Origin of the sequence: Thermomonas sp. (assembly GCF_019104945.1) — a bacterium.
Taxonomy (GTDB): domain Bacteria; phylum Pseudomonadota; class Gammaproteobacteria; order Xanthomonadales; family Xanthomonadaceae; genus Thermomonas.
This window is the reverse complement of the sequence record NZ_JAHRWW010000030.1, coordinates 34,967-60,159: the sequence shown is the minus strand read 5'-3', so window position 1 is coordinate 60,159 and position 25,193 is coordinate 34,967. Positions and strand designations below refer to the sequence as shown.

Here is a 25,193-nt window from a genome sequence, read left to right as displayed (position 1 = left end):
CTGGATTCAAATACCGGCTGGCCGTTGACCTTACGGATGACGTCCTGCCGCATAATGCCCGCGCGCTCGGCGGCGCTTCCCGGCTCCACGCCCGACACCAGCGCGCCGTTGGCATCATCCAGCCCCAGTGCCTTGGCCGCGTCACGGCTTAAACCTTGGATCTGCACGCCCAGTTGCCCGCGCGTCACCTTGCCGGTGGCCTTGAGCTGCTGCACGGCATTCATCGCCACATCAATTGGAATGGCGAAGCTAATGCCTTGATAGCCGCCGGAATTACTGAAAATTTGCGAGTTGATACCCACCACCTGCCCGCGCGTATTGAGCAAGGGACCACCGGAATTACCGCGGTTAATTGCCACGTCGGTCTGAATAAACGGCACATAGCGTTGGTCCGAACCGGGGTTTGAGCGCCCCACCGCGCTAACGATGCCAGCGGTCACCGAATGATCCAGCCCAAACGGCGAACCGATGGCCACCACCCACTGCCCCGGTTTGATCAAACTAGAGTCGCCGATACGCATCACCGGCAGATCTTTCGCCGTGACTTTGAGTAAAGCAACGTCGGACTGTGGATCGCTGCCCACCACTTTGGCAGTCAGCTCGCGGCGGTCGGAGAGTTTGACGCGCACGGTGTCGGCCCCATCGATCACATGGTGGTTAGTCAGAATGTAGCCATCTGCTGAAATAATGAACCCGGTTCCCAGCGGTGTGCCGCGCGGACGCATGTTCGGCTGTCCGGGCATCCCCGGCATGGGCGAGATCCCCGGCCCAAAGAAGCGGCGGAAGAATTCTGGAATTTCGTCATCCCCTTCTTGATTGGGGTCGATCTGCTGCAAGCGGCCGGTCTTTTGCGGCTTGCTGCCAATTTCCGCTTGCACGCTCACAACCGCAGGCCCCACCTGCTCCACCAGACGCGTGAAGTCCGGCAACCCCGCCACGAGTTCGGGCGCAGGCGCCGCCTGCTGGGTAGCTAACGGGGTTTGCGCATTCGCGGCATTTTGCCCGCTGCAGGCCACCACACCCGCAACAGCAAGCGCGGTGGTGAGCAATAGGGGGCGTAAGGTAAAGGTCTTGGTCACAGGCATGACAGAGCATCCTTATCAATGGATCAAAAAAAAAGAAATCGAACGAGAGGCCAATGGCCAGCCAAGCACTGCGGCATTAGGGCTGCTGCGGCTGCGGCTGCGGCTCAGACGGTTCGGTTTGTGCAGGCTCGCTCAATAATTTGGGCGGTGCTGCAAAAATAGGCGGGATAAACGGGTTACTGCGCGTCGTATGCGGCTGACCATTACCAAAACCCACCGCCATGCTGCCGCTATTGCCAAACTGCGGCAGCGCCGAACGCGGCCAAGGCTTGGTCACGATGTCGTCGTTTGCAGAAGCGGTGTGTGCTGCACTTGCCACTGGTGCAGCAATTTCAGCCTTTGCAAATTGCTGGGGCGCTTCCTGCAGCACTGCAGGCACTGGTGTTGCGACCTCACGCGGCGACGTGCGCGACGCGGCCCGCCGAGCCGGGCGTTCAGCCACAGCGGCTGCGGCCGCAAGCACTTCAGACGAATCCGCCAGTGCGGCCGGTGCAGGTGCCTGCGGAACAGGGGCTTTTTCTGGGTGTACCGGCGCAGCCGGGGCCGCTTGCGCAACCTGCGCAGGAGGCGGCGCGACATCGGCCGCTGGGCGCACCATCACCGCCACCAGCGCCAACGCCGCAGCCACTGCTGCACCGCCACTCCAATGCACCCATACGGGTAAGCGCTTAGGCTGACGCGGGCTCACCTGCACAGCCGGAGCGCTGCCATGGAGTGCAGCCGACACCTTGCTGGCAAAGTCAGACGGCAGGCGCTGCGTGGGTGTTACGCCGCGCATCACTTCACCCGCCATGCGCCAGCAGTCCCAGCTTTCGGTGAGTTCCACATCGTGCTGCAAACGGCGCAGCAGGAAACGGGTTTGATCTTCTGGCAATGCACCGTCCATCAGCGCCGACAGCTGCTCGCGGCTGCTGAGGTGGGTGAGGTCATGAGAGTAACGGTCGGTATCGTTGTTCATGAGGCTTGCGAATGTTTGGAAAGAGAGTCGTGATCCATCAAGGGGCGCATACGCGCATCGATGGCTTCGCGTGCACGAAAAATGCGCGAGCGCACGGTGCCGATGGGGCAGTGCATCCGTTCGGCGATTTCCTCATAGCTCAAACCGTCCACTTCGCGGAAGGTAATCGCATCGCGCAGATCCACCGGCAATGCTTCGACCGCATCCAGCACGGTTTGTTCCAACTGCTGACGCATCAATTCTCGTTCGGGGGTGTCGTTATCACGCAGTTGAACGCCGGAATCGAACAGCTCTGCATCGCCGATATCCACGTCTTCGTTCGGCGGGCGCCGCCCCAGCGTGGCTAAGTGGTTTTTCGCGGTATTGACGGCAATGGTGTGCAGCCACGTTGAAAATTGCGCATCTCCGCGAAAATTGCCAATAGCGCGGTAAGCGCGAATAAACGTGTCCTGAGCCACGTCCTGCACCTCTGACCAGTCGCGGATATAGCGCGAAATCACGGCCGCCACGCGGTGCTGGTATTTGCGCACAAGCAGGTCAAACGCGGCGGCTTCGCCACGCTGCACCCTTGCCACGAGATCTTGATCCAGCGCTTGCGACACCCGATCCTCCGTCATTGCACCGCGCTCCTGTTAGCCCAGTGCTTCCGGGCGTTATGACCAAGTTTGAATAGGGAAGTTCCTCGCTCCCGGTTCAGAAATGATGGCAATTAGACAATTATTCAAGTTCTACCGGGCTACGATAGACCATCCCTCATGGTATGGACGACCTTCTCATGGCCGATCTTTCCCCCAATCGCTTCGCTGGACTACAGCTTCACCACTGGCGCACCGAACTCCGCGACGATGGCGCACTCGTGCTCTATTTCGACCGCGAAAACGCCGCCGTCAACGCCTTCTCACAGGCCGCACTGATCGAGCTAGGGGTTGCGCTTGAGCGCATCGTCATCGATCCACCCAAAGCGCTGGTGATCGCCTCCGGCAAAACCAGTGGTTTCATTGCCGGTGCTGACTTGAAAGAGTTTCAAGACTACGACCGCAAAGGCACGGTAAACGATGCCATTCGCCGCGGTCAGGCCACCTTCCAAAAACTGGCCGAACTGCCCTGCCCCACGGTAGCCGCGATCCACGGGTTTTGCATGGGCGGCGGCACCGAAATTTCACTGGCCTGCCGTTATCGCGTGGCCAGCAGCGACGCCTCTACCCGAATTGGCCTGCCAGAAACGCAGCTTGGCATTTTCCCAGGCTGGGGCGGCAGCGCGCGCTTGCCGCGTCTTGTCGGCGCGCCGGCGGCGATGGACATGATGCTCACCGGGCGGGCGCTCAGTGCTAAGGCCGCGCGCGGCATTGGCCTTGTCGATAAAGTGGTGGACCTGCCGGTACTGATTGACAGCGCCGCCGCACTGGCGCTGCGCGGCACCACGCGCCCACTCAAGCAGCGCGCGCTCGGCTGGGGCAGCAATACGTGGCTTGCGCGCAAACTACTGGCCCCGCAGATGATCAAACAGGTGGCACGCAAGGCCAAGAAAGACCACTACCCTGCGCCCTATGCGCTGATCTCCACCTGGCAGCGTAGCGGCGGGCAAGGCATTTCCGCCCGCCTTGCTGCCGAGCGTCGCGCCGTGGTCAAACTGGCGGGCAGCAGTACCGCGCGCAACCTGATCCGCATTTTCTTCCTCACCGAGCGCATGAAGGCGCTAGGCAAGGGTGATGCAGGCATCCAGCGTGTGCACGTCGTGGGTGCAGGCGTGATGGGCGGCGATATTGCCGCATTTGCCGCCTACAAAGGCTTCGATGTCACCCTGCAAGACCGCGAGCAGCGCTTTATTGACGGCGCGTTGCAGCGCGCGCAGGTTCTATTCGAAAAGAAGGTCAAAGACCCCAGCAAGCGCCCCGAAGTGGCGAACCGACTGAAGTCTGATCTCAACGGCGACGGCGTTGCCAATGCCGACCTTGTGATTGAAGCGATCATCGAAAACCCCGACGCCAAGCGCGATCTCTACAACACGGTAGAGCCCAAGCTCAAGGCAGACGCGCTGCTGACAACCAATACCTCGTCAATCCCACTTGACGAGCTGCGCGGCCATATCGCCCGCCCCGCTCAATTTGCAGGCCTGCACTACTTCAACCCGGTGGCGCAGATGCCTTTGGTGGAGATCATTCATCACGACGCGATGGCGCCTGAAACCGAACGCCGTTTGGCCGCGTTTTGCAAAGCACTGGGTAAGTTCCCCGTGCCGGTGGCAGGTACGCCCGGTTTCTTGGTCAACCGCGTGCTCTTTCCTTACATGCTCGAAGCCGCCAAGGCGTATGCAGAAGGCATCCCCGGCCCGGCCATCGACAAAGCAGCGGTGGCGTTTGGCATGCCGATGGGGCCGATTGAACTATTGGACACGGTTGGCCTAGACGTTGCCGCCAGCGTTGGCAAAGAGCTGGCACCGTTCCTTGGCCTTGAAGTTCCGGCGGCGCTGGCCACGGTGGAAGCGGGCAAGCGCGGTAAAAAAGACGGCCAAGGCATTTACCGCTGGGAAAACGGCAAGGCGGTGAAACCCGAGCTGCCTGCGGGTTACAACGCGCCCGAGGATCTGCAAGATCGGCTAATTCTGCCGCTACTCAATGAAGCCGTTGCCTGTCTGCATGCAGGCGTGGTGAGCGATGCCGACCTGCTCGACGCGGGGGTCATTTTCGGCACCGGCTTTGCGCCATTCCGCGGCGGCCCGATTCAACACATTCGCGCCACCGGCGTTGATGCCTTGCTTGCTCGTTTGAAGCTACTTCAAGCCCGCCACGGCGAACGCTTTGCGCCGCGCCCGGGTTGGGACGCGGTTATTTTGCAGACGCCGCCGGAATAACCCGGCGGAGCCTTACATCGTCTGTGTCGGCTGGTCGGCATTGAGCGTGCCGGCCAGGGTCGTTTCGATCTTACTGCGCACCGCCTCACCTTCGGCGGTTTCAGCAAACTGCACGCCAATGCCCGCCGTACGATTGCCCTGCGCACCTGTGGGGGTGATCCACACCACTTTACCCGCTACCGGCAACCGTTCAGAAGAGTCAGGCAGCACCAAGAGCAGGAACACTTCGTCGCCGATGAAGTAACGGCGCGTGGTCGGCACGAAAATTCCACCCTGACGAATGAAAGGCATATAGGCGTTATACAGCGCCGCTTTATCTTTGATCGACAGCGACAAAATACCTTGCCGCGCCGCACCTGCTCCTGCACTCATTCCCTGTTCCTTTATCCGCTCTATGTTGCTCGCTGTTTTATTTCGCACGCCACCCCAGCAGCGCTTCCATTATCGCTAAATCCGCACGTACCGTCGTACTGAGTAAGCCACGTGCACGATTGGCGGCGTCGAAACGTTCCGCTAGGGTGCGGGCTGCACCGGCGTCGGTCAAGCCCGAAGCCTGCTGCAGTACTAATTCTGCCAAATGTCGTAGCCGTTCGGGGGCACGCCCGTCTGCGGCCCAGCGCTGCGCCACTTCCAAAGCCTCCGCCTGCCCGCGCTGCAGGGCTTGTGCGTCTTTCTGCACATCGCGGCGCAATGCAAGGCCATCGCCGGTGATCCACGCATCGGCCAAACCAGGGTGGCCGCGTGCGGCGTCCAGTGCTTCTTCTGCCAAACTGACCTGGTGCCCGCGTGTCTGCAGCCACTGCAATGCCTCATCACGCGGCGGCAGGCGCAGTTCCAAACGCTGACAGCGGCTGCGGATCGTGGCGGGCAATCGCGCCAGATTGGAAGCCAGCAGCCACAGGTAGCGGCCGGGCTGCGGCTCTTCTAATGTTTTGAGCAACGCGTTGAAGGCGTTCCAATTGATCGCATCGGTGGGGTCCACAATCACCACCTGCGCACCACCCAATTGCGAGGTGAGCCCCAGCTTGTCGGAAATACCGCGAATTTGCTCGATCACCAACTCACTGCGCGGCTTGCCGGTTTTTGTGTTGTTCTCATAACCAACAAACAGAAGATCTGGGTGCGCACTATGCCCCCACGGATGCGAAGGCGCGCCATCCGGACGCACTTCCAGCGGCTCCATCTGCGCGCGCGAAGCAAATAGATGGCAGCTTTTACAGGTTCCGCATGCTTCACCATCGGCCAGCGGCGACAGGCACAGCACACGCCTCGCCAGATGCTCGGCAAACAGGCGTTTGCCAATATGCTCCGGCCCCACAATCAAGGTGGCATGGCCAAAATATCCAGCGCGCATGGTGCCGCATGCCTGCTCGTAGGCGCGCTGCTGCCAAGGGCTGAGTGGCGGAAGCAGGCTCATTTCATGCCTTTGCGGTAGTGCGTCAGGGCAGCCAGTGCAGCTGCAGCAACGGTTGCTTGATCTGCACCTGCGTCAACTAGGCGAATCCGCTCCGGGTGCTGCTGCGCACGCACCAAGAACCCTGCACGCACGCGTTCAAAAAAATCGTCGCGCTCACGCTCGATTCGGTCAGGGGATTGCCCGTTAAGCAAATCGCGTCCGCGTGTGCGTTGGCGTGCATGGGTCACATCAATATCGAGCAGTAGAGTTAGGCCCGGCTCAATGCCCACCGCGCGCCGTTCCAGCTCGGCAATAAACCCCATATCCATGCTGCGCGCTGCGCCTTGATAGGCATAGCTTGAATCGGTAAAGCGATCGCTAATTACCCATGCACCACGTGCCAAGGCAGGCAAAATTTTCTGCTGCACATGCTGCGCGCGTGCGGCAAACATCAAGAGCAGCTCGCAGCGTTCGTGCACGGGTTCATCGCCCGCCTCCAATAGCAGGCCGCGAATGCGTTCGGCAAACGGCGTGCCGCCCGGCTCGCGGGTACACACCACTTCGCAGCCCTCTTGAAGCAAAGCGTCACGCAGCGCGTGTAGCACCGTGCTTTTGCCTGCGCCTTCGCCGCCTTCTAAGGTGATCAACCGCGGCTGCCGCTGTAGCCCTGCACTCACTGGTTTGCTACCCCTTCGCGCTGGGCACTGCGCTGCGCGCGATAGCGCTGCAAATACGCACGCACTGCGCCATTGTGCTCGTCCAAAGACTTGGAAAATACATGGCGGCCACTGCCATCTCCAACCGCAACAAAATACAGCGCATCGCCCTTGGCGGGCTGCGCCGCCGCCAGCAGCGCGGCATTACCGGGCATGGCGATAGGTGTGGGTGGAAGGCCTGCACGCGTATAGGTGTTGTAGGGCGTATCCGTGGTGAGGTCCACTTTGCGGATATTGCCGGTATAGCGCGAGCCTAGGCCATACACCACGGTGGGATCGGTTTGCAGACGCATGCCTATATTCAAACGCCGCTCAAACACCCCGGCAATTTGCGGGCGCTCATCGGCTACGCCGGTTTCTTTTTCTACGATTGATGCCAGTGTGAGCAGAGCGTCTTCATTTTGCAGCGGCAGGTCTTCCGCACGCTTGGCCCAAGCCGCAGCCAGTGCTTTTTCCATCGCCGCGTAGGCACGCTTGAGTAGGTCAAGGTCGGAATCACCACGCACCCATGCGTAAGTTTCCGGCAGGAAGCGCCCTTCGGGGTGTTGCCCAGCGTGGCCCAAAGCCGCCATCAGTTCGGCATCAGACAGTTGCTCGGTGGTGTGCTTAAGCAGCGGCACTTTACGCAGCGCAGCGCGCAGATCACGGATGTTCCAGCCTTCCACAATGGTGAACTTACGCCGCACCACTTTGCCATCGCGCATGGCGATCAGCAGCGTGCGTGGTGAGGTATCCACCGCAAGTGCGTATTCACCCACCTGTAATTTCCCTGCCGCGCCCGTTTGCTTTGCCAATAACTGCCACAGCAGACGGTCGCCGGTTTGGATGTTCTGGGCCTTTAATGTTTGCAGCACTTTGCCAAGATTATCGCCGCGCGCCACAACCAAGCTGGCATCGGCCGAAATCCCCGTTAGCGGTGTATCGGCAAACTGCTGATAGCGCTGCCAATACCAGCCTCCGACTAGCACGCACAGTGCCAACAAAATTAGCAGGACGCGCTTCATGGCGAGACCTCGGAGGGAACAAACATGGGATAGGCGTGCATCAGCGGCATAGAAAGCTCGGCGGTTTCTCGGTGCGCGTGCCAACGGCACGCTTCGAAAGAAGAGACGCTCAGAATACCGCGCACCGCGTTGCACAGGGCGAGCGCGTCGGCATTTTTGACGTCTTCAAACGATAAATCCGCTACTTCCAGCAACCCTTGCGCCAGTAGCCAGCCGCGCAGTACACCGGCCACGCCGCAGCGTTCAACCGGCGGGGTGAACCAGCGCCCAGCGCGACGCACCAGCACATTCGCTGCGGTGGCGCTGATGAGGCGCCCATCGCTATCGCAGAGCACCCCTTCGTCCATTCCGGCGCGTACCACTTCAGCCCGCGCCAATACGTGTTCCAGCCGATTGCAGTGCTTGATACCGGCCAGCGTAGGCTGATGCGCGAGTGTTATTTCACAGTGATGCAGCCGCAAATCGGTTTGCACCACAGGCAGCGGATGCAGCGACAGCGCCCATACCGGTGTGGCATCGGCGGCTGGCGCATAACCGCGACCACCATCACCGCGCGTCACCAGCAGTTTGAGCACCGCCGCGCCCACGCCTTCCAGCATGGCCGCAATCTGTGCCTGCATGAACGCAGCATCAGGCAGCGTGACCCCGAGCCGCTGCGCGCCAACGCGCAAACGCGCCAAGTGCTGCGGCCACAGCGGCAGTGTTCCTTGATACACACGCATGGTTTCGAATAGGCCATCGCCATAGGCAAAGCCACGGTTAGCAGGAGATAGGCGTTCTATGCGCCCCTCCCCTGCAAACAAGGCGTGTGCCGAAGGACTCACTCTGCCCCCAGCGCGCGCAGCATACCGCGCGCTTTGGCGCGGGTTTCTTCCAACTCGCGCTGCGGGTCGGAATCGATCACGATGCCCGCGCCCGTGCGGAAACGCAATGTTTGCGCTTCTATTTCCGCACTACGGATCAAGATGTTCAGGTCCATATCTCCGTCGCGGTTTAGCCACCCCATAGACCCGGTATAGGCACCACGCCCCACGCCTTCAAGTTCGGCGATGATTTGCATGCAGCGCACCTTCGGGCAGCCGGTAATGGTGCCCCCCGGGAACAGCGCGGCGATCGCCTGCCCCGGCGTAACATCCGCGCGCAGTTCGCCACGCACATTGCTCACGATATGGTGAACATGGGCATAGCTTTCTACCGTCATCAGCTCATCCACCCGCACGCTGCCAGGCCGACACACGCGGCCAAGATCGTTGCGTTCCAAGTCGATCAGCATTACATGCTCGGCGCGTTCTTTGGGGTTGCCAACCAACTCACGAATACGTGCCGCGTCATCATCACCCGTAAAACGCGGACGCGTGCCTGCTATTGGGCGGGTTTGCGCAACTCCGTCGTGCACGGACAGCAAGCGTTCGGGCGATGCGCTTACGACGCTTCCCCATAGGCTGTGAAAGATGCCTGCAAAAGGGGCTGGGTTATTTTCACGCAAGCGCTGAAATAACGTCGCGGGAGAAAGCGGTTCAGCAAAGCGTGCCTCCCAGCCGCGCGACAAATTCGCTTGAAAGACATCGCCCTCCAGCAGATACGCCAACGCACGCTCAACACTTGCGAGATAGCGCTGTGGCGCATCTTCTTCAATATGCACAGGTGCCTGCCAAAGTGGAGGCGGGGCCATTGTCTTTGTACTTGCACAGTCAGCCTCGATCTGCGCCAACCACTGCGGCGCAACACCGGCCTCACTTACCGCCACACAATCGCCACTAATGCGTTCCTGCAGCAGCGCAGCAGGGCAACGCAGCGCAACGGCCACGGGCAGACTGCCTTCGGCTTGTGGCAAATGTAAAACCGGCTCGATCTGTTGCGCGGCTTCGTACCCAAAATACAGCGCCCAGCCGCCGCGAAATGGCAGCGCTGCATCGTGCATCTTTGCTTGTTGCAAGCTGCGCCACTGCGCATCGAGCACGTCAAAAAACGTGCCAGCCAAGACCTCTCCTTGCAGACTCCGCACCACGCCATCGCGGTGCAGTGCAAAGCCCTCTCCCGAATGCGCCAGCAGCATGTCCCAGCGCCCCAGCGCACCGCTACTGCTTGACTCCAGCAGCACCGGATAACGCGCCGGGTCGAGCCGGTGCAGGTTTAGAAGATCGATGCCAGCCGCAAGCGCACGCGTGTGGATCAAGGCACATTAAATCCGCTTGAACACCAACGTGCCATTGGTGCCACCGAAGCCGAAACCGTTCGACACCACGACATCCACCTTGGCATCACGCGCAACGTTCGGCACATAGTCCAAATCGCAGCCTTCGCTTGGATTTTCCAGATTGATCGTAGGTGGAATGATGCCGGTTTCCAGCGCTTTGATGGAATAAATCGCTTCCACGCCGCCAGCTGCACCCAGCAGGTGCCCGGTCATCGACTTGGTGGAGCTAACCATAGTTTTGTAGGCGTGATCGCCCAGCGCGCGCTTGATCGCCAGCGTTTCCGCCAGATCACCCAGCGGTGTGCTGGTGCCGTGCGCATTGAGATAGCCCACGTCACTTGCGTTAATACCTGCATCCTTAAACGCCATCGCCATGCAGCGCGCCGGGCCTTCGCCGTTCTCGCTTGGCGCAGTCATGTGGTAGGCGTCTGAGGTGGCACCAAAGCCCACCAGTTCGCAGTAGATGCGTGCGCCGCGCGCCTTGGCGTGTTCGTATTCTTCCAGCACCAAAATACCGGCACCGTCGCCCAGCACAAAGCCGTCACGTTCTTTATCCCACGGCCGCGAAGCACGGGTGGGGTCATCATTGCGCGTGCTCATCGCCTTCATCGCGCAGAAGCCGCCCATGGCCGTAGGCGAACTGCCACGCTCAGCGCCACCGGCAAACATCACGTCGGCATCGCCGTACTGGATCATGCGCATCGCCATACCGATGCTGTGGTTTGACGTGGCACAGGCCGATACCGCAGAGAACGTCGGCCCTTTGATGCCAATCGCCAACGATAATTGGCCAGGCATCATATTGATGATGGTAGAGGGAATATAGAACGGGCTGATCTTACGCACCCCGCCCTCGTGCAGCTTCACGGCGGTTTCTTCAATGCCCCAAATGCCGCCGATACCTGCACCCACCAGCGAACCAATGCGCTCGGCATTGGCTTCAGTCACTTCAAGCCCGGCATCGTCTTTGGCCATGAGACAAGCCGCCATGCCGTAATGGATGAAGTGATCCATTTTCTTTGCGTCTTTGGGGTTCACCCACTGGGTGACGTCAAAGCCGCGAATTTCGCCCGCAATGCGGGTGGGATAGGTAGAGGCATCAAAGCCTTCAACTGGAGTAATACCGGAGCGGCCGTTACAGATGCCGTCCCAATTGCTGGCCAAGTCTAGACCGAGCGGCGAGATAATGCCCATCCCAGTCACAACGACGCGACGCTTACTCATTTCCCTATCCTCCAACGCTTAACGCTTTATCGCTTGTCTTATGACAAGGGCCGCAAACTGCGGCCCTCGCTGTCTGCGCGTGCTGAATGCTTCAAGCGCCGCGCAGTGTCGTTGGCAACGCTTGGCTTACGCCATGCGCCGCACGCAGACGCATTAGGCCTTAACGTGGGCCTTGATGTAGTCGATCGCCGCCTGCACGGTGCTGATCTTCTCGGCGTCTTCGTCCGGAATTTCGCACTCGAACTCTTCTTCCAGCGCCATCACCAGTTCCACGGTGTCGAGCGAGTCAGCACCCAGGTCGTCCACAAACGACGCACTGGTGGTGACGTCTTCTTCCTTGACGCCCAGCTGTTCAACAACAATCTTCTTGACGCGCTCTTCGATATTGCTCATGTTTCTTTGCTCCTCATGGGGCTGGTTAGGCCGTAATAGCGTAGTTTAAGGGAAAAAAGCGGCCATGCAGCTAATTCTGCATGACGCGCGAAAAATTGCCGCCGGTTACGGCATATACATGCCACCGTTGACGTGCAGAGTCTCGCCGGTAATGTAGCTGGCCGACGGCCCGGCCAAAAAGGCCACCGCGTTCGCAATATCGGCAGGGCCACCCAAGCGGCCCAGCGCGATCTGGCCCAGCATCGCCTCTTTGGCGGCTTCCGGCAGGTCGGCGGTCATATCGGTTTCGATGAAGCCAGGGGCCACCACATTCACGGTGATCCCGCGCGAGCCAATTTCCTTGGCCAGCGACTTGCTGAACGCAATAATCCCGGCCTTGGCCGCCGCGTAGTTGGCTTGGCCCGCGTTACCGGTCACGCCAATCACCGAAGCGATATTGATGATTCGGCCCTTACGCGCTTTCATCATGCCGCGCATTACCGCCTTGCTGGCGCGGTACACCGAGGTCAGATTGGTATCCAAAATAGCCTGCCAATCTTCATCTTTCATCCGCATCAGCAGATTGTCGCGGGTGATGCCGGCATTGTTGACGAGAATGGAAACACCGCCAAATTCGGTGCCGATCGCGTCGATCAGCGCTTCAATGGCACCGGCTTCATTCACATTCAGACGGCGGCCATGGCCGCCCTGTGCCGCAAGACGCGCACCAATGGCCTGCGCACCAGCGTCCGAGGTAGCAGTACCGATTACGGTAGCCCCCAGCGCCGCCAACTGGTCGGCAATCGCCGCGCCAATGCCACGCGAAGCGCCAGTCACCAACGCGATTTCACCCTTCAATACTTGCTCGCTCATGCGTTCCATTCCTCAATAGCGCCAGCCAACTCGGCTGGCGTGCCCAACGCGCGCGCGTCGAGTGATTTATCAATACGCTTCACTAACCCCGTCAGCACCTTGCCCGGGCCGCATTCACCGATGCGGCTCGCGCCACCGGCCACTAAGGCATGCACGCAACGCGTCCACTGCACCGGCAGATAGAGCTGGCGCACCAAGGCGTCTTGGATGGCTTCAACAGTGTGGTGCACCTGCGCATCCACGTTCTGCACCACCGGCAGCTGGGGCAAACGCCACTCCAGCCCGGCCATGGTGCCCGCGAGGCGGTTCGCCGCTTCGCGCATCAGGGGGGTGTGCGAGGGCACGCTCACCGCAAGTTTGACTGCCTTGCGCACGCCTTTTTCCTGCAGCAACGCCAGCGCTTTATCGACCGCCGCCGCATCGCCGCCAATCACAATTTGGCCCGGCGAGTTGTAATTGGCCGGTACCACCACCTGCGCGCCGGAGGCCTCCGCACACACGGCTTCCACCAGCGCATCTTCTGCGCCCAGTACAGCCGCCATCGCGCCGGTGCCCGCAGGCGCCGCGTCTTGCATCAACTGGCCGCGGATGCGCACCAAATGTGCACCATCTTTCAGCGACAGCGCCCCAGCGGCCACCAATGCGGTGTATTCGCCTAGGCTATGGCCCGCCAGAAGTGCGGGCTGCGCGCCACCTTGGGCCTGCCACAACCGCCATGCCGCTACACCCGCCGCCAGCAGTGCGGGCTGGGTATATTCGGTGCGATTCAACATTTCTTCGGGCCCCGCCTGCGACAGCGCCCAAAGATCCGCGCCAGCGCCTTCCGAAGCCTCGTCAAAGGCCGCCTTGATCGTTGGATGCAGCTGCGCCAGTTCGGCCAGCATTCCCACCGACTGCGACCCTTGGCCGGGAAACACGATTGCTAGATTTGAAATCGACACTTCGCCCACACTCAATACGTCTTCAAGCCCAATAGAGTAACCCGCCAGAAACGCTGACGGGGCGGGCATGATACGAGCAAAAGCTCTAATACGTCTGTACTTTACCGTATGGTTACTGGTTAATAACGCACCAGTGCGGAACCCCAAGCAAAACCGCCGCCGAAGGCTTCAAGCAGAATCAGCTGGCCGCGCTGCACGCGCCCAGAACGCACTGCTTCATCCAGCGCCAGCGGCACCGAACCCGATGATGTATTGCCGTGCTTGCCCACGGTCAAAATCACCTGCTCCATCGGCATATTCAGCCGTTTCGCAGTGGCTTCGATAATGCGCAGATTGGCCTGATGCGGCACCAGCCAGTCCAGTGCTTCCTTGGTAAGCCCATTAGCTTCCAGCGCCTCATCGACAACCGCATCCAACGCTTTTACCGCGTACTTAAAGACCTCATTGCCCACCATCTGCACCACGGCACCGACGTTGGCTTTTTCAGGCTTGAACCCCGCCGAAACGCCAGAGTCGCACCACAGCAGCTCGCGCTTACTGCCATCGGCATGCGCATGGGTGCTGAGGATGCCGGTTTCGGTATCGGCTTTGAGCACGACTGCGCCCGCGCCATCACCAAACAACACGCAGGTATTACGGTCGTTCCAATCCAGCATGCGGGTCAGGGTTTCCGCACCAATTACTAGGGCAGTCTTGGCGGCGCCACTACGCACGAACTTGTCGGCCACGGTGAGCGCATAGATAAAGCCCGAACAGGCGGCATTGACGTCGAACGCCATACAGCCCGCGATTCCTAGTTTGTGCTGAACGATGGTGGCCGTGGAAGGAAAAATGAGATCGGGCGTGGTGGTGCCCATTACGATCAGGTCGATCTCGGAAGCCTCAACACCGGCCGCTTCCAGCGCACGCAGCGCCGCCTGATAGCCAAGATCACTGGTGTATTCACCTTCCGCCGCTACATGGCGCTGCCGAATGCCGGTACGACTGGTAATCCACTCGTCGCTGGTATCCACCCCACGGCGCACCAAGTCATCATTACTGAGTACCTGTTCCGGCAGGTAGCTACCGGTCCCCGCGATACGCGAATAGATACGGCTTTCGGTCTGGCTCATACGAACAGCAACTCCTACGGACAATCCGGCTAGGTTAGCCGATCTGGCTAGATCTACCCAAACCCAGCGGAAAAAACGCGTGCACTAGCACGCTGCTAGCGGCTTTTTACGCGTAGAAACGCCAACGGCCGCGCTAAAAGCACGGCCGGGCGTGATCAACAGAGGATACCGCAGGCCTTACGGCCTAGGCTCACTCTTCGTCAACGATCTTGGTCTTCGGCACGATGACCTGCTTGCCACGGTAGAAACCGTCGGCGGTCACGTGGTGACGCAGGTGGGTCTCACCGCTGGTCGGATCGGTAGCCAGCTGCTTGGCAGACAGGGCGTCGTGCATGCGGCGCATGCCACGGCGGGAGGGGGAAACACGGGACTTCTGAACGGCCATGGGAACAACTCCAAAGAAAACGTATGTAGCGCTCGACGCGACTATTGTCGCACTTATTCTTTCTTCCAGCCCGCCAGCGCCGCAAACGGGTTAGCGCGGGCAGTTTCCTCGGCGGTAGGCACGAAATCGCGCTCCACCACGTCGGCATCTGGCGACATCGGAACAACCGGCAGCGCCAGAATTAACTCATCCTCTACCAGATCCGACGGACGCAGCATGCCGTCTGCCGCCACCAGTAAAGGCTCATAGTCCGGAGGAAGCGCGGCTTCATCCGCCTCATCGCGGATCAACCCCAAGCGCTGCACCAGCCGTACCGGCAGCAAGAAGCGACGCAGGCTGCGCTGGCATTCCAGCGGCAATTCTGCCTCGATTCGAAGCTCCGCAAACGGCAGTTTGAGCGCATCGGTGCCAAAGACCAGCTCGTAACGGGCCTCACCTTCGCAATCTAACAGGCCGTCGCTTAACCGGGTCATCGCAGCCAGCGGAATTCGACCTTCGAACTCGCGCCGCGCGGCAACCATGCGCCAAGCATCCACAACGTCTGGAACTCGGCTTGTTGGCTGTTCGGACATAAGTCGGAGAATGTTACGCAAATCGCGCTTTGCCGTCAAATCGCCACAGCCCCAACTAAAAGGCGTATCTGTGACGAGAATCTCAAGTTAACACGTCACTTGCCGATATGATCATCACCATGAGCACGCTGTCGTCCATCGCACCCTCTGGAATGCACGCCGCACAAATGCGGCTTGATAGCGCTGCGCACAATATCGCCAACCTTGGCACGCAAGGGTTCCACTCGCAAGGCGTGGCGCTTAGCGAAGCCCCCGGACAAGGCGGCGTTCAAGCACAAGTCACGCGTTCAACTACCGAAGGCGTATCGCTGGAACGCAACATCGTGGAATCGCTTTCCGCGTCGTATGCGTTTAAGGCCAATGCACTTGTGATCAAAAACGGCAATGCCACCATCGGCTCACTGCTGGATACGTTTGCTTAAAGTTGTTTGCACCTAATCGCGGTCTCCTACAGACTGAGCCGATGAATAGTGCACTCATCTTGATCGTTTTGATTCTTTTAGGCGGCGGCCTTTGGCAGGTGCTGCGCCTACGCCGAAGCGCTACGCTGCGCCAGCAGGCCATTCGCCAAATACTCGATGCCGCCGATGCGCTGGAAGCCCGTCTGCGCGCTGCACGCGGCGAAATTGAGGCAATCGCGGGTGACCACACCAACCCTGTGCAAGCGGCGATGCAAGACTTGCTGCGACAGCGTCTGTGGCTGCAAGACAACGCACTATCGGCCAGCCTTCCGCAGCTTGAAAACGTGCGTCACGGGCTGGTTGAAGCGGGTGGCCGTCTTGAGCAGCAGCTGCAACAACTGCAGCACGCACGCAGCGGGGCGGTCTAAATGCCTCAGCTTATTCTTGCCTCTACCTCGCGCTATCGCAGCGAACTTCTGCAGCGCCTGCATCTGCCGTTTACAACGGCGCGCCCAGAGGTGGACGAAGCTGCGCTTACGGATGAAACACCGATTGCGCTCGCTACTCGTCTTGCACAAGCCAAAGCACAGGCAGTTGCGCATCGCGAACAAACTGACGCTTGGGTATTAGGCTCCGATCAAGTTGCCGAACTATCAGGCCGCGCACTAGGCAAACCAGAAACGCGCAGAAACGCGCTTGCGCAACTACAGTCGATGTCAGGCCGCACAGTGCAATTTCATACCGCACTTTGCCTTACTCATGCAGACGGCCAATGCTTTAACGCGATCGACACCACGCAAGTGCAATTTCGCTCACTTTCAACCGCTGAAATTGAGCGCTATGTCGATGCCGAACAGCCGCTAGACTGCGCGGGCAGTTTCAAATCGGAAGGCCTTGGTATCACGCTATTTGAAGCCATCCATAATCAAGACCCTACCGCGTTGATCGGGCTTCCTCTCATTGCAACGGCACACCTGCTGCGGCAGGCCGGATTCCAACTTCCCTAACACTATGACAACTCTCGAACCTTCGACACTTCTTAGCGCGCTTAACGACGCTCAAAAGCAGGTCAACAGCCTCATCTTGGGGAAAACACTGCAGGTGCGGCTTGCCTTTGTGGCCCTGCTTGCCGATGGGCATTTATTGATTGAAGACCTGCCTGGGCTTGGCAAAACCACGCTTGCACACGCGATGGCCGCAACACTTGGGCTTGGGTTCTCGCGCGTGCAATTCACTTCAGACCTACTGCCCTCCGATATTTTGGGCGTTTCCATTTACGACGCCCAACAGCAGCGTTTTGAATTTCATCCCGGCCCGGTATTCACCCATATTTTGCTGGCCGATGAAATCAACCGCGCGCCACCGCGCACACAAAGCGCACTGCTGGAAGCGATGGCCGAGCATCAAGTCAGCATCGATGGCCAAACCCGCGCCCTTCCCAATCCATTCTTGGTAATTGCGACGCAAAACCCGGTGGATCTTTCCGGCACGTATCCGTTGCCAGACTCGCAGCTGGACCGTTTTTTGCTACGGCTTGCTTTGGGGTACCCCGATGACGTTGCCGAACGCGCGTTACTGGCTGGGGCCGACCGCCGCAACCTAATTGCACAAGCGCAGCCGCTGCTCGATGCGCCGCGCATTTTGGCGCTGCGCCAGCAGGTGCAGCAAACACGCACCAGCGACGCGCTACTGGATTACGTGCAGGCACTGATCGCGCGTAGCCGCAAGCAGCCGGGTGTGCGCGTTGGTCTATCACCACGCGCGGGGCTTGCTCTTCTGCGCGCCGCACGCGCGCATGCGCTGCTGCTGGGCCGCAATCACGTAATTCCTGAAGACGTGCAGACACTCTTCCCCGCCGTGGCCGAACACCGGCTTGTGGCCGAAGCCGACGGCGTTAGTAGCCGCCTGACGAAAGAGATCCTGCACGCCGTTGCCGTGGATTGACGTGTTCGCGCAGTTTCGCCAGCGCCTGCAATCTTGGGTGCGCCCACGCGCACCCGAGGTGCTGCCTGTATTGCTTGATCGTCATCGCATTTACGTGCTGCCTACGCGCACCGGAATGTTCTTTGCTTTTCTCCTTGCCGCGATGCTGCTGGGCGCGCTTAATTTCAATAACAACCCGGCCATACTGCTCGCGCTATTGCTCTCCGGCGCAGCGCTGGCCAGCTTAATTGCCGCGCATTTACAACTCTCCGGGCTGCGCATTCTCGCCATCGCCGCCGAGCCCGTTCCGGCAGGCACCGATTTGCGCCTCAAAATTGCTTTAGAAGCCGCTGACACCCGCATTCGCAACGGGCTGCAGCTGGCCTATCAACAGCGCCACACACACACCAGCATTCAGCCTAGCGGAAGCACCTGCGAGCTGCACATCCCTACCCTGCACCGCGGCGTGCTGCCACTGCCGCGCTTACAGCTTTCCACCGTACAACCGCTTGGGCTGGCGCATGCGTGGGCTTACATCTGGCCGCAGCAAACGCTTCTGGTGTATCCCGCACCCGAAGTGCAAGCACCGCCGCTTCCCGTTCCGGCTGGCGGCGAGGGCCAGCCCCAACTGCATCGCGCAGGCGACAGCCTGCACCACCTTCGCGATTACCGTCACGGTGATTCACCGCGCACGGTGGCGTGGAAGGCCTCCGCGCGACACAACAGCTTGCTGGTGCGCGATTACGAACAACAGCAGCGTGGCGAACTATTACTGGACTGGCAGCACACAGCGGGCCTGCCCTACGAGCAGCGCATCAGCCGATTAGCGCGCTGGGTGGACGATGCCGAGCGCCAAGGGCGGCGCTATGCGCTGCAGCTCCCCACACAGCCACGCACCGCTACCGACGCCGGCGATGTGCATCGCCACCAATGCCTGCGTGCGCTGGCCCTACTTCCGCGGAATGAACAGCATGGCGACTAAACCCACTTCGCCCGCCATGTTTGCCAGCACGCGGCTACAGGTGCGGCTGGCGGCGGCCATCTGCCTATTGCCGCTACTGCTGCAGCAACCGCTGACGCTAGGCCTCGGTTTTGGTGTGTTAGCCGTGGGCGTATTGGCACTTTCGTGGAAAACCCCGCCGCCTTCCGCGCTACGCCTGCTATTGGCCATCCTCGCACCCATTGCGGCCGTCACCGTGCTACCCGGTATTGGCCGCGATACCGCCTGCGCGGTTTTGGCCGCCATGATCGCGCTTAAGCCTGCGGAAACCTTCAGCCTGCGCGATGGCCGTAGCCTGTTGGGGTTCGCACTATTTGCGCCATTCGCCACATTCCTGCTCGACCAAGGCCCAATCAGCCTCATTCTTGGCCTACTCGCAATTTTGCTGACCCTGCTCGCTTTGCAGCAACTAGCCGCAGACGAGGGCGAAGTACCCACGCCCACGACCCACCCCACGTGGGCCACGACACGTCGCGTATTGGGCCTATTTGCGCTTGGGCTACCACTGGCGTTGGTGGCGTTTTGGCTGTTCCCGCGTTTGGCCTCACCACTATGGGGGCTGCCGCACCGTAGCGTGGCCACAGTTGGGCTTTCCGATACGATGTCGCCAGGCAGCATGAACGAACTGCTGCGTGATGACTCACCCGCCGCGCGCGTGCAATTTTTTGGCGCTACGCCCAGCCCCGAGCAAATGTATTGGCGCGGGCCAACGTTATGGGATTTTGATGGCCGCACTTGGCGGCAGGCACACGGCCTGCAACGCCTTCCTGCCGCACCGTTTCAGCCCTCCAGTGCGGGCTGGGACTACCAGCTAGATTTGGAACCTAGCGAAGATCGCCAACTGATTGCGCTGGACTTGCCCACCGCCGCACCAGAAGGTGCGCAGCTCAGCCGCGACTACACATTAACCGCCGAACAGCCGCAGTACAGCGTATCGCGCTGGCACTTGCACTCGGCGCCACCGCTGCGCACTGAAGCAGCGCTTCCGCTTGCGCTGCGCCAACGCGCCTTGGCTCTTCCCATAGGCTACAACCCGCGCAGCGTGGCGATGGGCAAGCAATGGCGGCGAGAAGCGGGGCAAGACAGCAACGGCCGTAGCGATACTGCAATTGCCATGCGCGCACTGGAAATGATCCACCGCGATTTCGCCTACACCCTCGATGTGCCGCTAGCCAAGCGCGATGAAGTGGACGATTTTTTATTCGACCGCAAGCAAGGCTATTGCGAACACTTTAGCTCCGCCTTCGTTGTACTGATGCGCGCTGCAGGCATTCCCGCGCGCGTGGTCACCGGTTATGCAGGCGCATACAAAAACCCCATTGGCAATTACTGGTTGGTACGCAAATCCGACGCCCATGCATGGGCCGAACTTTGGCTACCGCAGCAGGGCTGGGTACGCTTTGACCCCACCGCAGCCGTTGCTCCAGAACGCGTGTACGACACGATTGCCGACCGCCAGCCGGGGCGCATCGGCAATTTTGACGGCCTGATTCCCATGTTCAACGCCGGTGATTGGTTACGCCGGAGCTGGAATGATTTCTTCTTAGGCTTCAACGCACAGCGCCAGCTGAGCCTGCTCAAACCACTCGGCCTTGATCAATACGGCGGCACCGCCTTAGCCCTGCTATTCGCACTCACCGCCATACTGACCTTGGGCTGGATGGCGTGGCTAATCGCTCGCGGCGAACGCGAACGCGACCCACTACTGCGCGCTTGGCACCGGCTAGAAGCGCGCTATCGCAAACTGGGGCGTGGCCGTTATCTACACGAACCGGCGCTGGTCTGGGCCAAGCGCGTTGCTGCCGATGTTCCTCGTGCTGGCCAGCCGCTTAGCACATTGGCGCAACGCCTCTCTGCTGCACGCTATGCGCAGCACCAAGACCATGCCCTTGTGCATGACTTAAACCAGCACCGGCCTTAGCCTGCGGGCAACTCTGAAACGGGCACAGGCTTACTAAACAAATAGCCTTGGAATTTCTGACAACCGTGCGAACGCAGGAACTGGAACTGCGCTTCGGTTTCCACACCTTCCGCCACTACCGGCATGTTCAGTGTTTCACCAAGCGCAAGAATCATCCGCACAATCGCAGCGTCTTCTGTGTTCTCCAACACATTACGCACAAAGGACTGGTCGATTTTGAACTGATCCAATGGCAAGCGCTTGAGATAGCTCAATGAAGAATAGCCGGTACCGAAATCGTCTAACGAGAAACGAATACCCAAGCGCTGCAGCGTCCGCATTTTCTCAATCGTGCCCTTCAAATCCACCTGCAGCAGGCTTTCGGTTAACTCCAAACGCAGGTTACGTGGGTTCACCTGGCTGAGTGCCAGAACAACCTCAACTTGCTCTACGAACCTCTCATCCAGCACCTGCCTCGCACTGACATTCACCGCCACCGTCCACTGCGAGCGCACTGGATCGTGCTCCCAAGCCTTAATTTGTGCACATGCTGTTTCCAGCACCCATTGACCTATAGGCACAATCAAATTTGCTTGTTCTGCGACTGGAATAAATTCAGCAGGTGACACCATTCCGCGCTCAGGATGTGGCCAGCGCAGCAGCGCCTCCACCCCATTCACCTTTCGCGACTGATCCATGATGGGCTGGTAATACACTTGGAACTGCTGCAGCTCCACAGCTTGGCGCAGATCACGCAGCAGCGCAGCGCGCTCATTAACGCCCGTCTGTAGCGCCGGATCAAAGAAGCACACCGCATTGCGCCCCTCCGCCTTGGCCTTATACAGCGCCATATCCGCACGCTTCACTAGCTCATCTGGCGGCACTGGATCGTCCACACGCAGCATCACCACGCCAATACTCGGCGTACTGATCACTTGCTCGCCTCCCAGCACATAGGGCGCCGCCAGTGATTCCCGAATTTTTTCTGCCAGGTCTGCCGCGTGCCCACCCGCACTTCCTAATGTATTTCCTAAATCACACAGCAACACGACAAATTCATCGCCCCCAAGCCGCGCCACAGTATCGCTTTGCCGTACAGCATGCCCAAGCCGCACGGCCACCTGCTGCAGCAACGCGTCGCCTTGGTCATGCCCCAAGGTATCGTTGATGTCTTTGAAGTGGTCTAAGTCCAAAATCAGCAGCGCGCTGTAAAACCCTTCGCGCTCACCACGCGTAACCGTTTGCTGCAGGCGGTCTTGCAGCAGCCGGCGGTTGGGAAGCCCGGTCAACACATCGTAATTGGCCAACCGCTGCGCTTCTTGTTCGGCTAATTTGCGCTTTGTGATATCAGCACGAATGGCGATGTATTGCAGCGGTTGTCCGGCCGCATCCAGCCTCGGCACGATGGTGGTTTGCACCCAGTACAACGAGCCGTCTTTAGCGCGGTTGCAGATCTCCCCATTCCACACGTGACCACGGCCAATTGTGGCCCACATCTCTTTCCAAAACGCTTTGGGATGGTGCCCGGAATTGATCACCGCGTGGGTTTGCCCCAACAGCTCCTCACGTGCGTATTTGGAAATCTGGCAGAACTTATCGTTCACTTGGGTAATCACGCCACGGCGGTCGGTAAGCGCCACAATCGCGTGCGCATCCAGTGCAGCCTTCATCTCCCCTGTTTCGTGCAGCGCATCTTGCAATGCGCTATGGATCAACTCGCGCTCGGTGGTATCTAGCAAGATGGCAAGCGCCCCCTGCACCTGCCCATCCAGCGTGCGCTCCGGCACCGCGATGAAGTGCCGGTATAACGGCCCCTGCTGCTTGGAAATAAAGTGATAATCCAAATCCACCGCTTCGCCAAGCAATACACGCTGCAGGGCAGGCAAAACCACTTGTGTCACTTCAGGAGGTAGGACATCGGTGATTACTTGCCCCAGCATGGACTGTTTTGGCTTCCCAAGACTGCGTTCGACCATGCTTCCTACATGGTGCAGCCGCAGTTCCGCATCCATACGCAGCACACCGACTGGCAAGTTTTCTACCAGAGAACGGTATTCCTGTTCGGCCTGCGCGATTTGCTGTTGCGAAGCGCGTAAGCGCCAATACGGCTGCCGCAGTGCCACCAAAACAGTGGCACGAAACACCAGTAAAAAGGCGAGCACTTTGAGCAGATGCCCAAGTACAACCGTCCATTCACCCGTGCCGTTAAAGCGCGTCACCGCAAGCCCGGCAACAGCCATTACGAAGCTGGCTCTGGCTAAATTCAACAGTTCATATTTCTGCGCCGCCAGTGCTTTGCGCGCAAGCAGCAGCGCCACCGCCAGATAGCCTACGCTGAGCAGGTAATCTGCCACAGCTTTGAGTGCCGTTGCCCCCTCACCCGGCACAAAAAACGGCCACCACACTGCGAAATAGCGGCCACCGAACAAAGCCAGCAGCACGCTCCCCGCAAGCCCCAGCAGCAGCCAGAACAAGCGCCCACCTGGCAGGCGTTTTTCACGCAGCAGCAAGGCAAACCCCAGCAATACAATGGTGCGGCTACAGACCCAAAAGAAAGCAGCCGTGGGCACATCGTTGTACGCCAGCGTGTGCAGAAAATCGCTATTACACGCAAGGATGAAGGTCAGCACCAAGGTGTTGGCTAGTGGGCTACGTTCTTCTTCAAACGAATAAAAGGCCGTCACCACCACCAATAGCGACACCACCACCGTGACCATTTCCAGCATCAGGTAGCCTGTGAGTAGCTCCGACGATGCCATCGGAACCAGCTCCCAGGTGGGTAACAAGCGCGATATCAACACCAGCGCCAGCAGCGCGCCCACTGGAAGCAGCACGCCTTTCGAGATTAAATATCGCCCCAACGTGGGCCATGTTGCGTCAGCAGATGGATTAGTTTCGCTCGCCACGGCCGCCTCAGTCTGCGTAGATTACGCATTCTTAAGTGCTAACGTAAATTCCGGCCAATTTCAGCCAAGTTCCGTACCGAAGCGCCCCAGCGGGGCACCAGCCAGTAGGTGCAGGTGAATTTGGAACACCGTCTGCCCGCCGTCTTCATTGCAATTCATCACAATCCGGTAGCCGCTTTCGGCAAACCCTTGCGCCTTGGCATAGCGCGCCGCCGCTGTCGCTAGCCGCCCTACTACAATAGCCTCTTCCTCTGGCACATCATTGAGTGTGGGGAAGGTTTGCTTCGGAACGAACAGTACGTGCACGGGCGCCTGTGGCGCGATGTCACGAAACGCGATGAGGTGCTCGTCTTCATACACCACATCGGCGGGAATTTCCCGATTGATGATCTTGTGGAAAATGGTCTCGCTCATAGCGCGCTCCTTGATGCGTTAAAGGATTTCGATTCGGCTACCGAAGGCATGCTGCAGAGTACCGCGATCCACATATTCCAGCTCGCCACCCAGCGGCACGCCGTGCGCCAGTCGGCTGGGAGAAATACCGCGTGCGCGCGCCAGCTGTGCAAGATAATGCGCGGTGGCTTCGCCTTCTACTGTGGGGTTGGTGGCGATAATCAACTCGCGCACCTCGCCCTCTTCTAGGCGCTGCGCGAGCAGGTCAAGACCGAGCTCACGTGGGCCAATGCCATCTAAAGGGCTTAGCCGCCCTTGCAGCACAAAATACAGCCCGCGATAGCCGGTGGCCTGCTCAATTGCCAACCGATCTGCCGGAGTTTCTACCGCGCATAGCAGTTGGGTATCCCGCGCACTGCTTGAACAAGTGGGGCATACCTCGGTTTCGCTAAAGTCACGACAGCGGCTACAGTGGCGAATATGCTCCATCGCCTGCGCCAGCGCATCGGATAGCCGCAAGCCGCCATCACGCTGCCGTTCCAGCAAGTGATAGGCCATTCGCTGCGCCGACTTTTGCCCAACTCCAGGCAATACGCGCAGCGCGTCGATCAATTGTTCAAGCAGTGATGCCATTAAAACGGCATCTTGAATCCGGGTGGAAGCTGCATCCCTGCGGTGGCACCGGCCATTTTTTCCTGCGAAGCCGCGTTGATTTTATTGACCGCATCATTGAACGCAGCAGCGATCAAATCTTCCGCCATCTCCGGATCGGCAAGCGCGGCCGGGTCAATGCGCACCTTGCGGCAATCCATGCGGCCACCAAGGGTGACGCTCACCATTCCACCGCCGGCATTGCCAGTGGCTTCCAGCGCAGCGACTTCTTCTTGTGCGCGCTGCACGTTCTCTTGCATCTTCTGCGCTTGCTGCATCAGTTGGGCGATATTTCCACGCATATTTCTATGTCCGTTATTGCAATTTGAAAAA

27 protein-coding genes are annotated in these 25,193 nt (G+C 59.6%); 7 read left to right on the top strand and 20 right to left on the bottom strand.

Annotated elements, in window-relative coordinates; all coding sequences use genetic code 11:
* The 3 genes from KUL77_RS08000 to rpoE form a co-directional block, all read right to left on the bottom strand.
* Positions 1–1,085, bottom strand: a 1,085-nt coding sequence (locus tag KUL77_RS08000) for a trypsin-like peptidase domain-containing protein (RefSeq protein ID WP_297145470.1), incomplete at its 3' end; no start/stop codon positions are given.
* A 76-nt stretch (positions 1,086–1,161) separates the two neighbouring features.
* Positions 1,162–2,043, bottom strand: a complete 882-nt coding sequence (locus KUL77_RS07995; RefSeq protein WP_297145467.1) for a sigma-E factor negative regulatory protein — start codon at positions 2,041–2,043, stop codon at positions 1,162–1,164.
* The gene (rpoE, locus tag KUL77_RS07990) at positions 2,040–2,660 is read right to left on the bottom strand and encodes an RNA polymerase sigma factor RpoE (protein ID WP_297145465.1); all 621 of its coding nucleotides are present in this window, start codon (positions 2,658–2,660) and stop codon (positions 2,040–2,042) included. Before rpoE ends, KUL77_RS07995 begins: the two co-directional genes overlap by 4 nt.
* Before the next feature lie 158 nt (positions 2,661–2,818).
* On the opposite strand from rpoE, the gene KUL77_RS07985 reads away from it, so the two are divergent.
* The gene (locus KUL77_RS07985; protein WP_297145479.1) at positions 2,819–4,894 is read left to right on the top strand and encodes a 3-hydroxyacyl-CoA dehydrogenase NAD-binding domain-containing protein; all 2,076 of its coding nucleotides are present in this window, start codon (positions 2,819–2,821) and stop codon (positions 4,892–4,894) included.
* Between the two features lie 12 nt (positions 4,895–4,906).
* Here KUL77_RS07985 and KUL77_RS07980 read toward each other — a convergent pair whose 3' ends face one another.
* The 13 genes from KUL77_RS07980 to KUL77_RS07920 all read right to left on the bottom strand — a co-directional run bounded on the left by KUL77_RS07980 (position 4,907) and on the right by KUL77_RS07920 (position 15,686).
* Positions 4,907–5,266, bottom strand: coding sequence for a PilZ domain-containing protein (locus KUL77_RS07980; RefSeq protein ID WP_297145463.1), 360 nt, complete (start codon positions 5,264–5,266; stop codon positions 4,907–4,909).
* A 37-nt stretch (positions 5,267–5,303) separates the two neighbouring features.
* Entirely contained in the window at positions 5,304–6,311 is a 1,008-nt protein-coding gene (locus tag KUL77_RS07975) for a DNA polymerase III subunit delta' (protein ID WP_297145462.1), read from the bottom strand.
* Entirely contained in the window at positions 6,308–6,967 is a 660-nt protein-coding gene (gene tmk, locus KUL77_RS07970; protein WP_297145461.1) for a dTMP kinase, read from the bottom strand. Before tmk ends, KUL77_RS07975 begins: the two co-directional genes overlap by 4 nt.
* Positions 6,964–8,010 carry an endolytic transglycosylase MltG gene (gene mltG / locus KUL77_RS07965; protein ID WP_297145458.1) on the bottom strand — a complete coding sequence of 349 codons (1,047 nt, stop codon included), beginning with the start codon at positions 8,008–8,010 and terminating at the stop codon, positions 6,964–6,966. Before mltG ends, tmk begins: the two co-directional genes overlap by 4 nt.
* On the bottom strand, positions 8,007–8,834 hold the full coding sequence (gene pabC, locus KUL77_RS07960; protein WP_297145455.1) for an aminodeoxychorismate lyase: 828 nt from the start codon (positions 8,832–8,834) through the stop codon (positions 8,007–8,009). Before pabC ends, mltG begins: the two co-directional genes overlap by 4 nt.
* Positions 8,831–10,186: an aminodeoxychorismate synthase component I gene (locus tag KUL77_RS07955; protein ID WP_297145453.1), complete on the bottom strand. Its 1,356-nt coding sequence runs from the start codon at positions 10,184–10,186 to the stop codon at positions 8,831–8,833. Before KUL77_RS07955 ends, pabC begins: the two co-directional genes overlap by 4 nt.
* A gap of 6 nt (positions 10,187–10,192) precedes the next feature.
* Positions 10,193–11,431: a beta-ketoacyl-ACP synthase II gene (gene fabF / locus KUL77_RS07950; protein WP_297145451.1), complete on the bottom strand. Its 1,239-nt coding sequence runs from the start codon at positions 11,429–11,431 to the stop codon at positions 10,193–10,195.
* 153 nt (positions 11,432–11,584) lie between these two features.
* Positions 11,585–11,824: an acyl carrier protein gene (gene acpP, locus KUL77_RS07945; protein WP_297145448.1), complete on the bottom strand. Its 240-nt coding sequence runs from the start codon at positions 11,822–11,824 to the stop codon at positions 11,585–11,587.
* A 105-nt stretch (positions 11,825–11,929) separates the two neighbouring features.
* Positions 11,930–12,676 carry a 3-oxoacyl-ACP reductase FabG gene (fabG, locus tag KUL77_RS07940; RefSeq protein ID WP_297145446.1) on the bottom strand — a complete coding sequence of 249 codons (747 nt, stop codon included), beginning with the start codon at positions 12,674–12,676 and terminating at the stop codon, positions 11,930–11,932.
* On the bottom strand, positions 12,673–13,617 hold the full coding sequence (fabD, locus tag KUL77_RS07935; protein ID WP_297145475.1) for an ACP S-malonyltransferase: 945 nt from the start codon (positions 13,615–13,617) through the stop codon (positions 12,673–12,675). The genes fabG and fabD overlap by 4 nt, the downstream gene beginning before the upstream one ends.
* A 119-nt stretch (positions 13,618–13,736) precedes the next feature.
* A complete protein-coding gene (locus KUL77_RS07930) occupies positions 13,737–14,729 on the bottom strand; it encodes a beta-ketoacyl-ACP synthase III (protein WP_297145443.1) in 993 nt (330 codons plus the stop codon).
* A 190-nt stretch (positions 14,730–14,919) separates the two neighbouring features.
* Complete coding sequence (gene rpmF, locus KUL77_RS07925; RefSeq protein WP_297145441.1) at positions 14,920–15,114, bottom strand: 50S ribosomal protein L32; 195 nt, start codon at positions 15,112–15,114, stop codon at positions 14,920–14,922.
* Positions 15,115–15,167: 53 nt separating this feature from the next.
* The gene (locus KUL77_RS07920) at positions 15,168–15,686 is read right to left on the bottom strand and encodes a YceD family protein (RefSeq protein WP_297145438.1); all 519 of its coding nucleotides are present in this window, start codon (positions 15,684–15,686) and stop codon (positions 15,168–15,170) included.
* A gap of 119 nt (positions 15,687–15,805) precedes the next feature.
* Here KUL77_RS07920 and KUL77_RS07915 point away from each other — a divergent pair, with 119 nt between their 5' ends.
* Genes KUL77_RS07915 through KUL77_RS07890 form a run of 6 tightly spaced genes read left to right on the top strand, consistent with a single transcriptional unit; the run spans position 15,806 to position 20,931 of the window.
* Positions 15,806–16,108, top strand: coding sequence for a hypothetical protein (locus KUL77_RS07915; protein WP_297145436.1), 303 nt, complete (start codon positions 15,806–15,808; stop codon positions 16,106–16,108).
* 41 nt (positions 16,109–16,149) lie between these two features.
* Entirely contained in the window at positions 16,150–16,515 is a 366-nt protein-coding gene (locus KUL77_RS07910) for a hypothetical protein (RefSeq protein WP_297145433.1), read from the top strand.
* Positions 16,516–17,094, top strand: coding sequence for a Maf family protein (locus tag KUL77_RS07905; RefSeq protein WP_297145430.1), 579 nt, complete (start codon positions 16,516–16,518; stop codon positions 17,092–17,094).
* Positions 17,095–17,098: 4 nt separating this feature from the next.
* Positions 17,099–18,031 carry an AAA family ATPase gene (locus KUL77_RS07900; RefSeq protein ID WP_297145427.1) on the top strand — a complete coding sequence of 311 codons (933 nt, stop codon included), beginning with the start codon at positions 17,099–17,101 and terminating at the stop codon, positions 18,029–18,031.
* Positions 18,027–18,992: a DUF58 domain-containing protein gene (locus KUL77_RS07895; protein WP_297145473.1), complete on the top strand. Its 966-nt coding sequence runs from the start codon at positions 18,027–18,029 to the stop codon at positions 18,990–18,992. The genes KUL77_RS07900 and KUL77_RS07895 overlap by 5 nt, the downstream gene beginning before the upstream one ends.
* Positions 18,982–20,931, top strand: coding sequence for a DUF3488 and transglutaminase-like domain-containing protein (locus tag KUL77_RS07890; protein ID WP_297145424.1), 1,950 nt, complete (start codon positions 18,982–18,984; stop codon positions 20,929–20,931). The genes KUL77_RS07895 and KUL77_RS07890 overlap by 11 nt, the downstream gene beginning before the upstream one ends.
* Here the strand turns inward: KUL77_RS07890 and KUL77_RS07885 are convergent.
* Genes KUL77_RS07885 through KUL77_RS07870 form a run of 4 tightly spaced genes read right to left on the bottom strand, consistent with a single transcriptional unit; the run spans position 20,928 to position 25,162 of the window.
* The gene (locus KUL77_RS07885) at positions 20,928–23,816 is read right to left on the bottom strand and encodes an EAL domain-containing protein (RefSeq protein WP_297145421.1); all 2,889 of its coding nucleotides are present in this window, start codon (positions 23,814–23,816) and stop codon (positions 20,928–20,930) included. The genes KUL77_RS07890 and KUL77_RS07885 overlap by 4 nt on opposite strands.
* Before the next feature lie 60 nt (positions 23,817–23,876).
* Entirely contained in the window at positions 23,877–24,230 is a 354-nt protein-coding gene (locus KUL77_RS07880) for a histidine triad nucleotide-binding protein (protein WP_297145418.1), read from the bottom strand.
* Between the two features lie 18 nt (positions 24,231–24,248).
* Positions 24,249–24,842: a recombination mediator RecR gene (recR, locus tag KUL77_RS07875; protein ID WP_297145416.1), complete on the bottom strand. Its 594-nt coding sequence runs from the start codon at positions 24,840–24,842 to the stop codon at positions 24,249–24,251.
* The gene (locus KUL77_RS07870; protein WP_297145413.1) at positions 24,842–25,162 is read right to left on the bottom strand and encodes a YbaB/EbfC family nucleoid-associated protein; all 321 of its coding nucleotides are present in this window, start codon (positions 25,160–25,162) and stop codon (positions 24,842–24,844) included. The genes recR and KUL77_RS07870 overlap by 1 nt, the downstream gene beginning before the upstream one ends.
* Positions 25,163–25,193 lie beyond the last annotated feature (31 nt).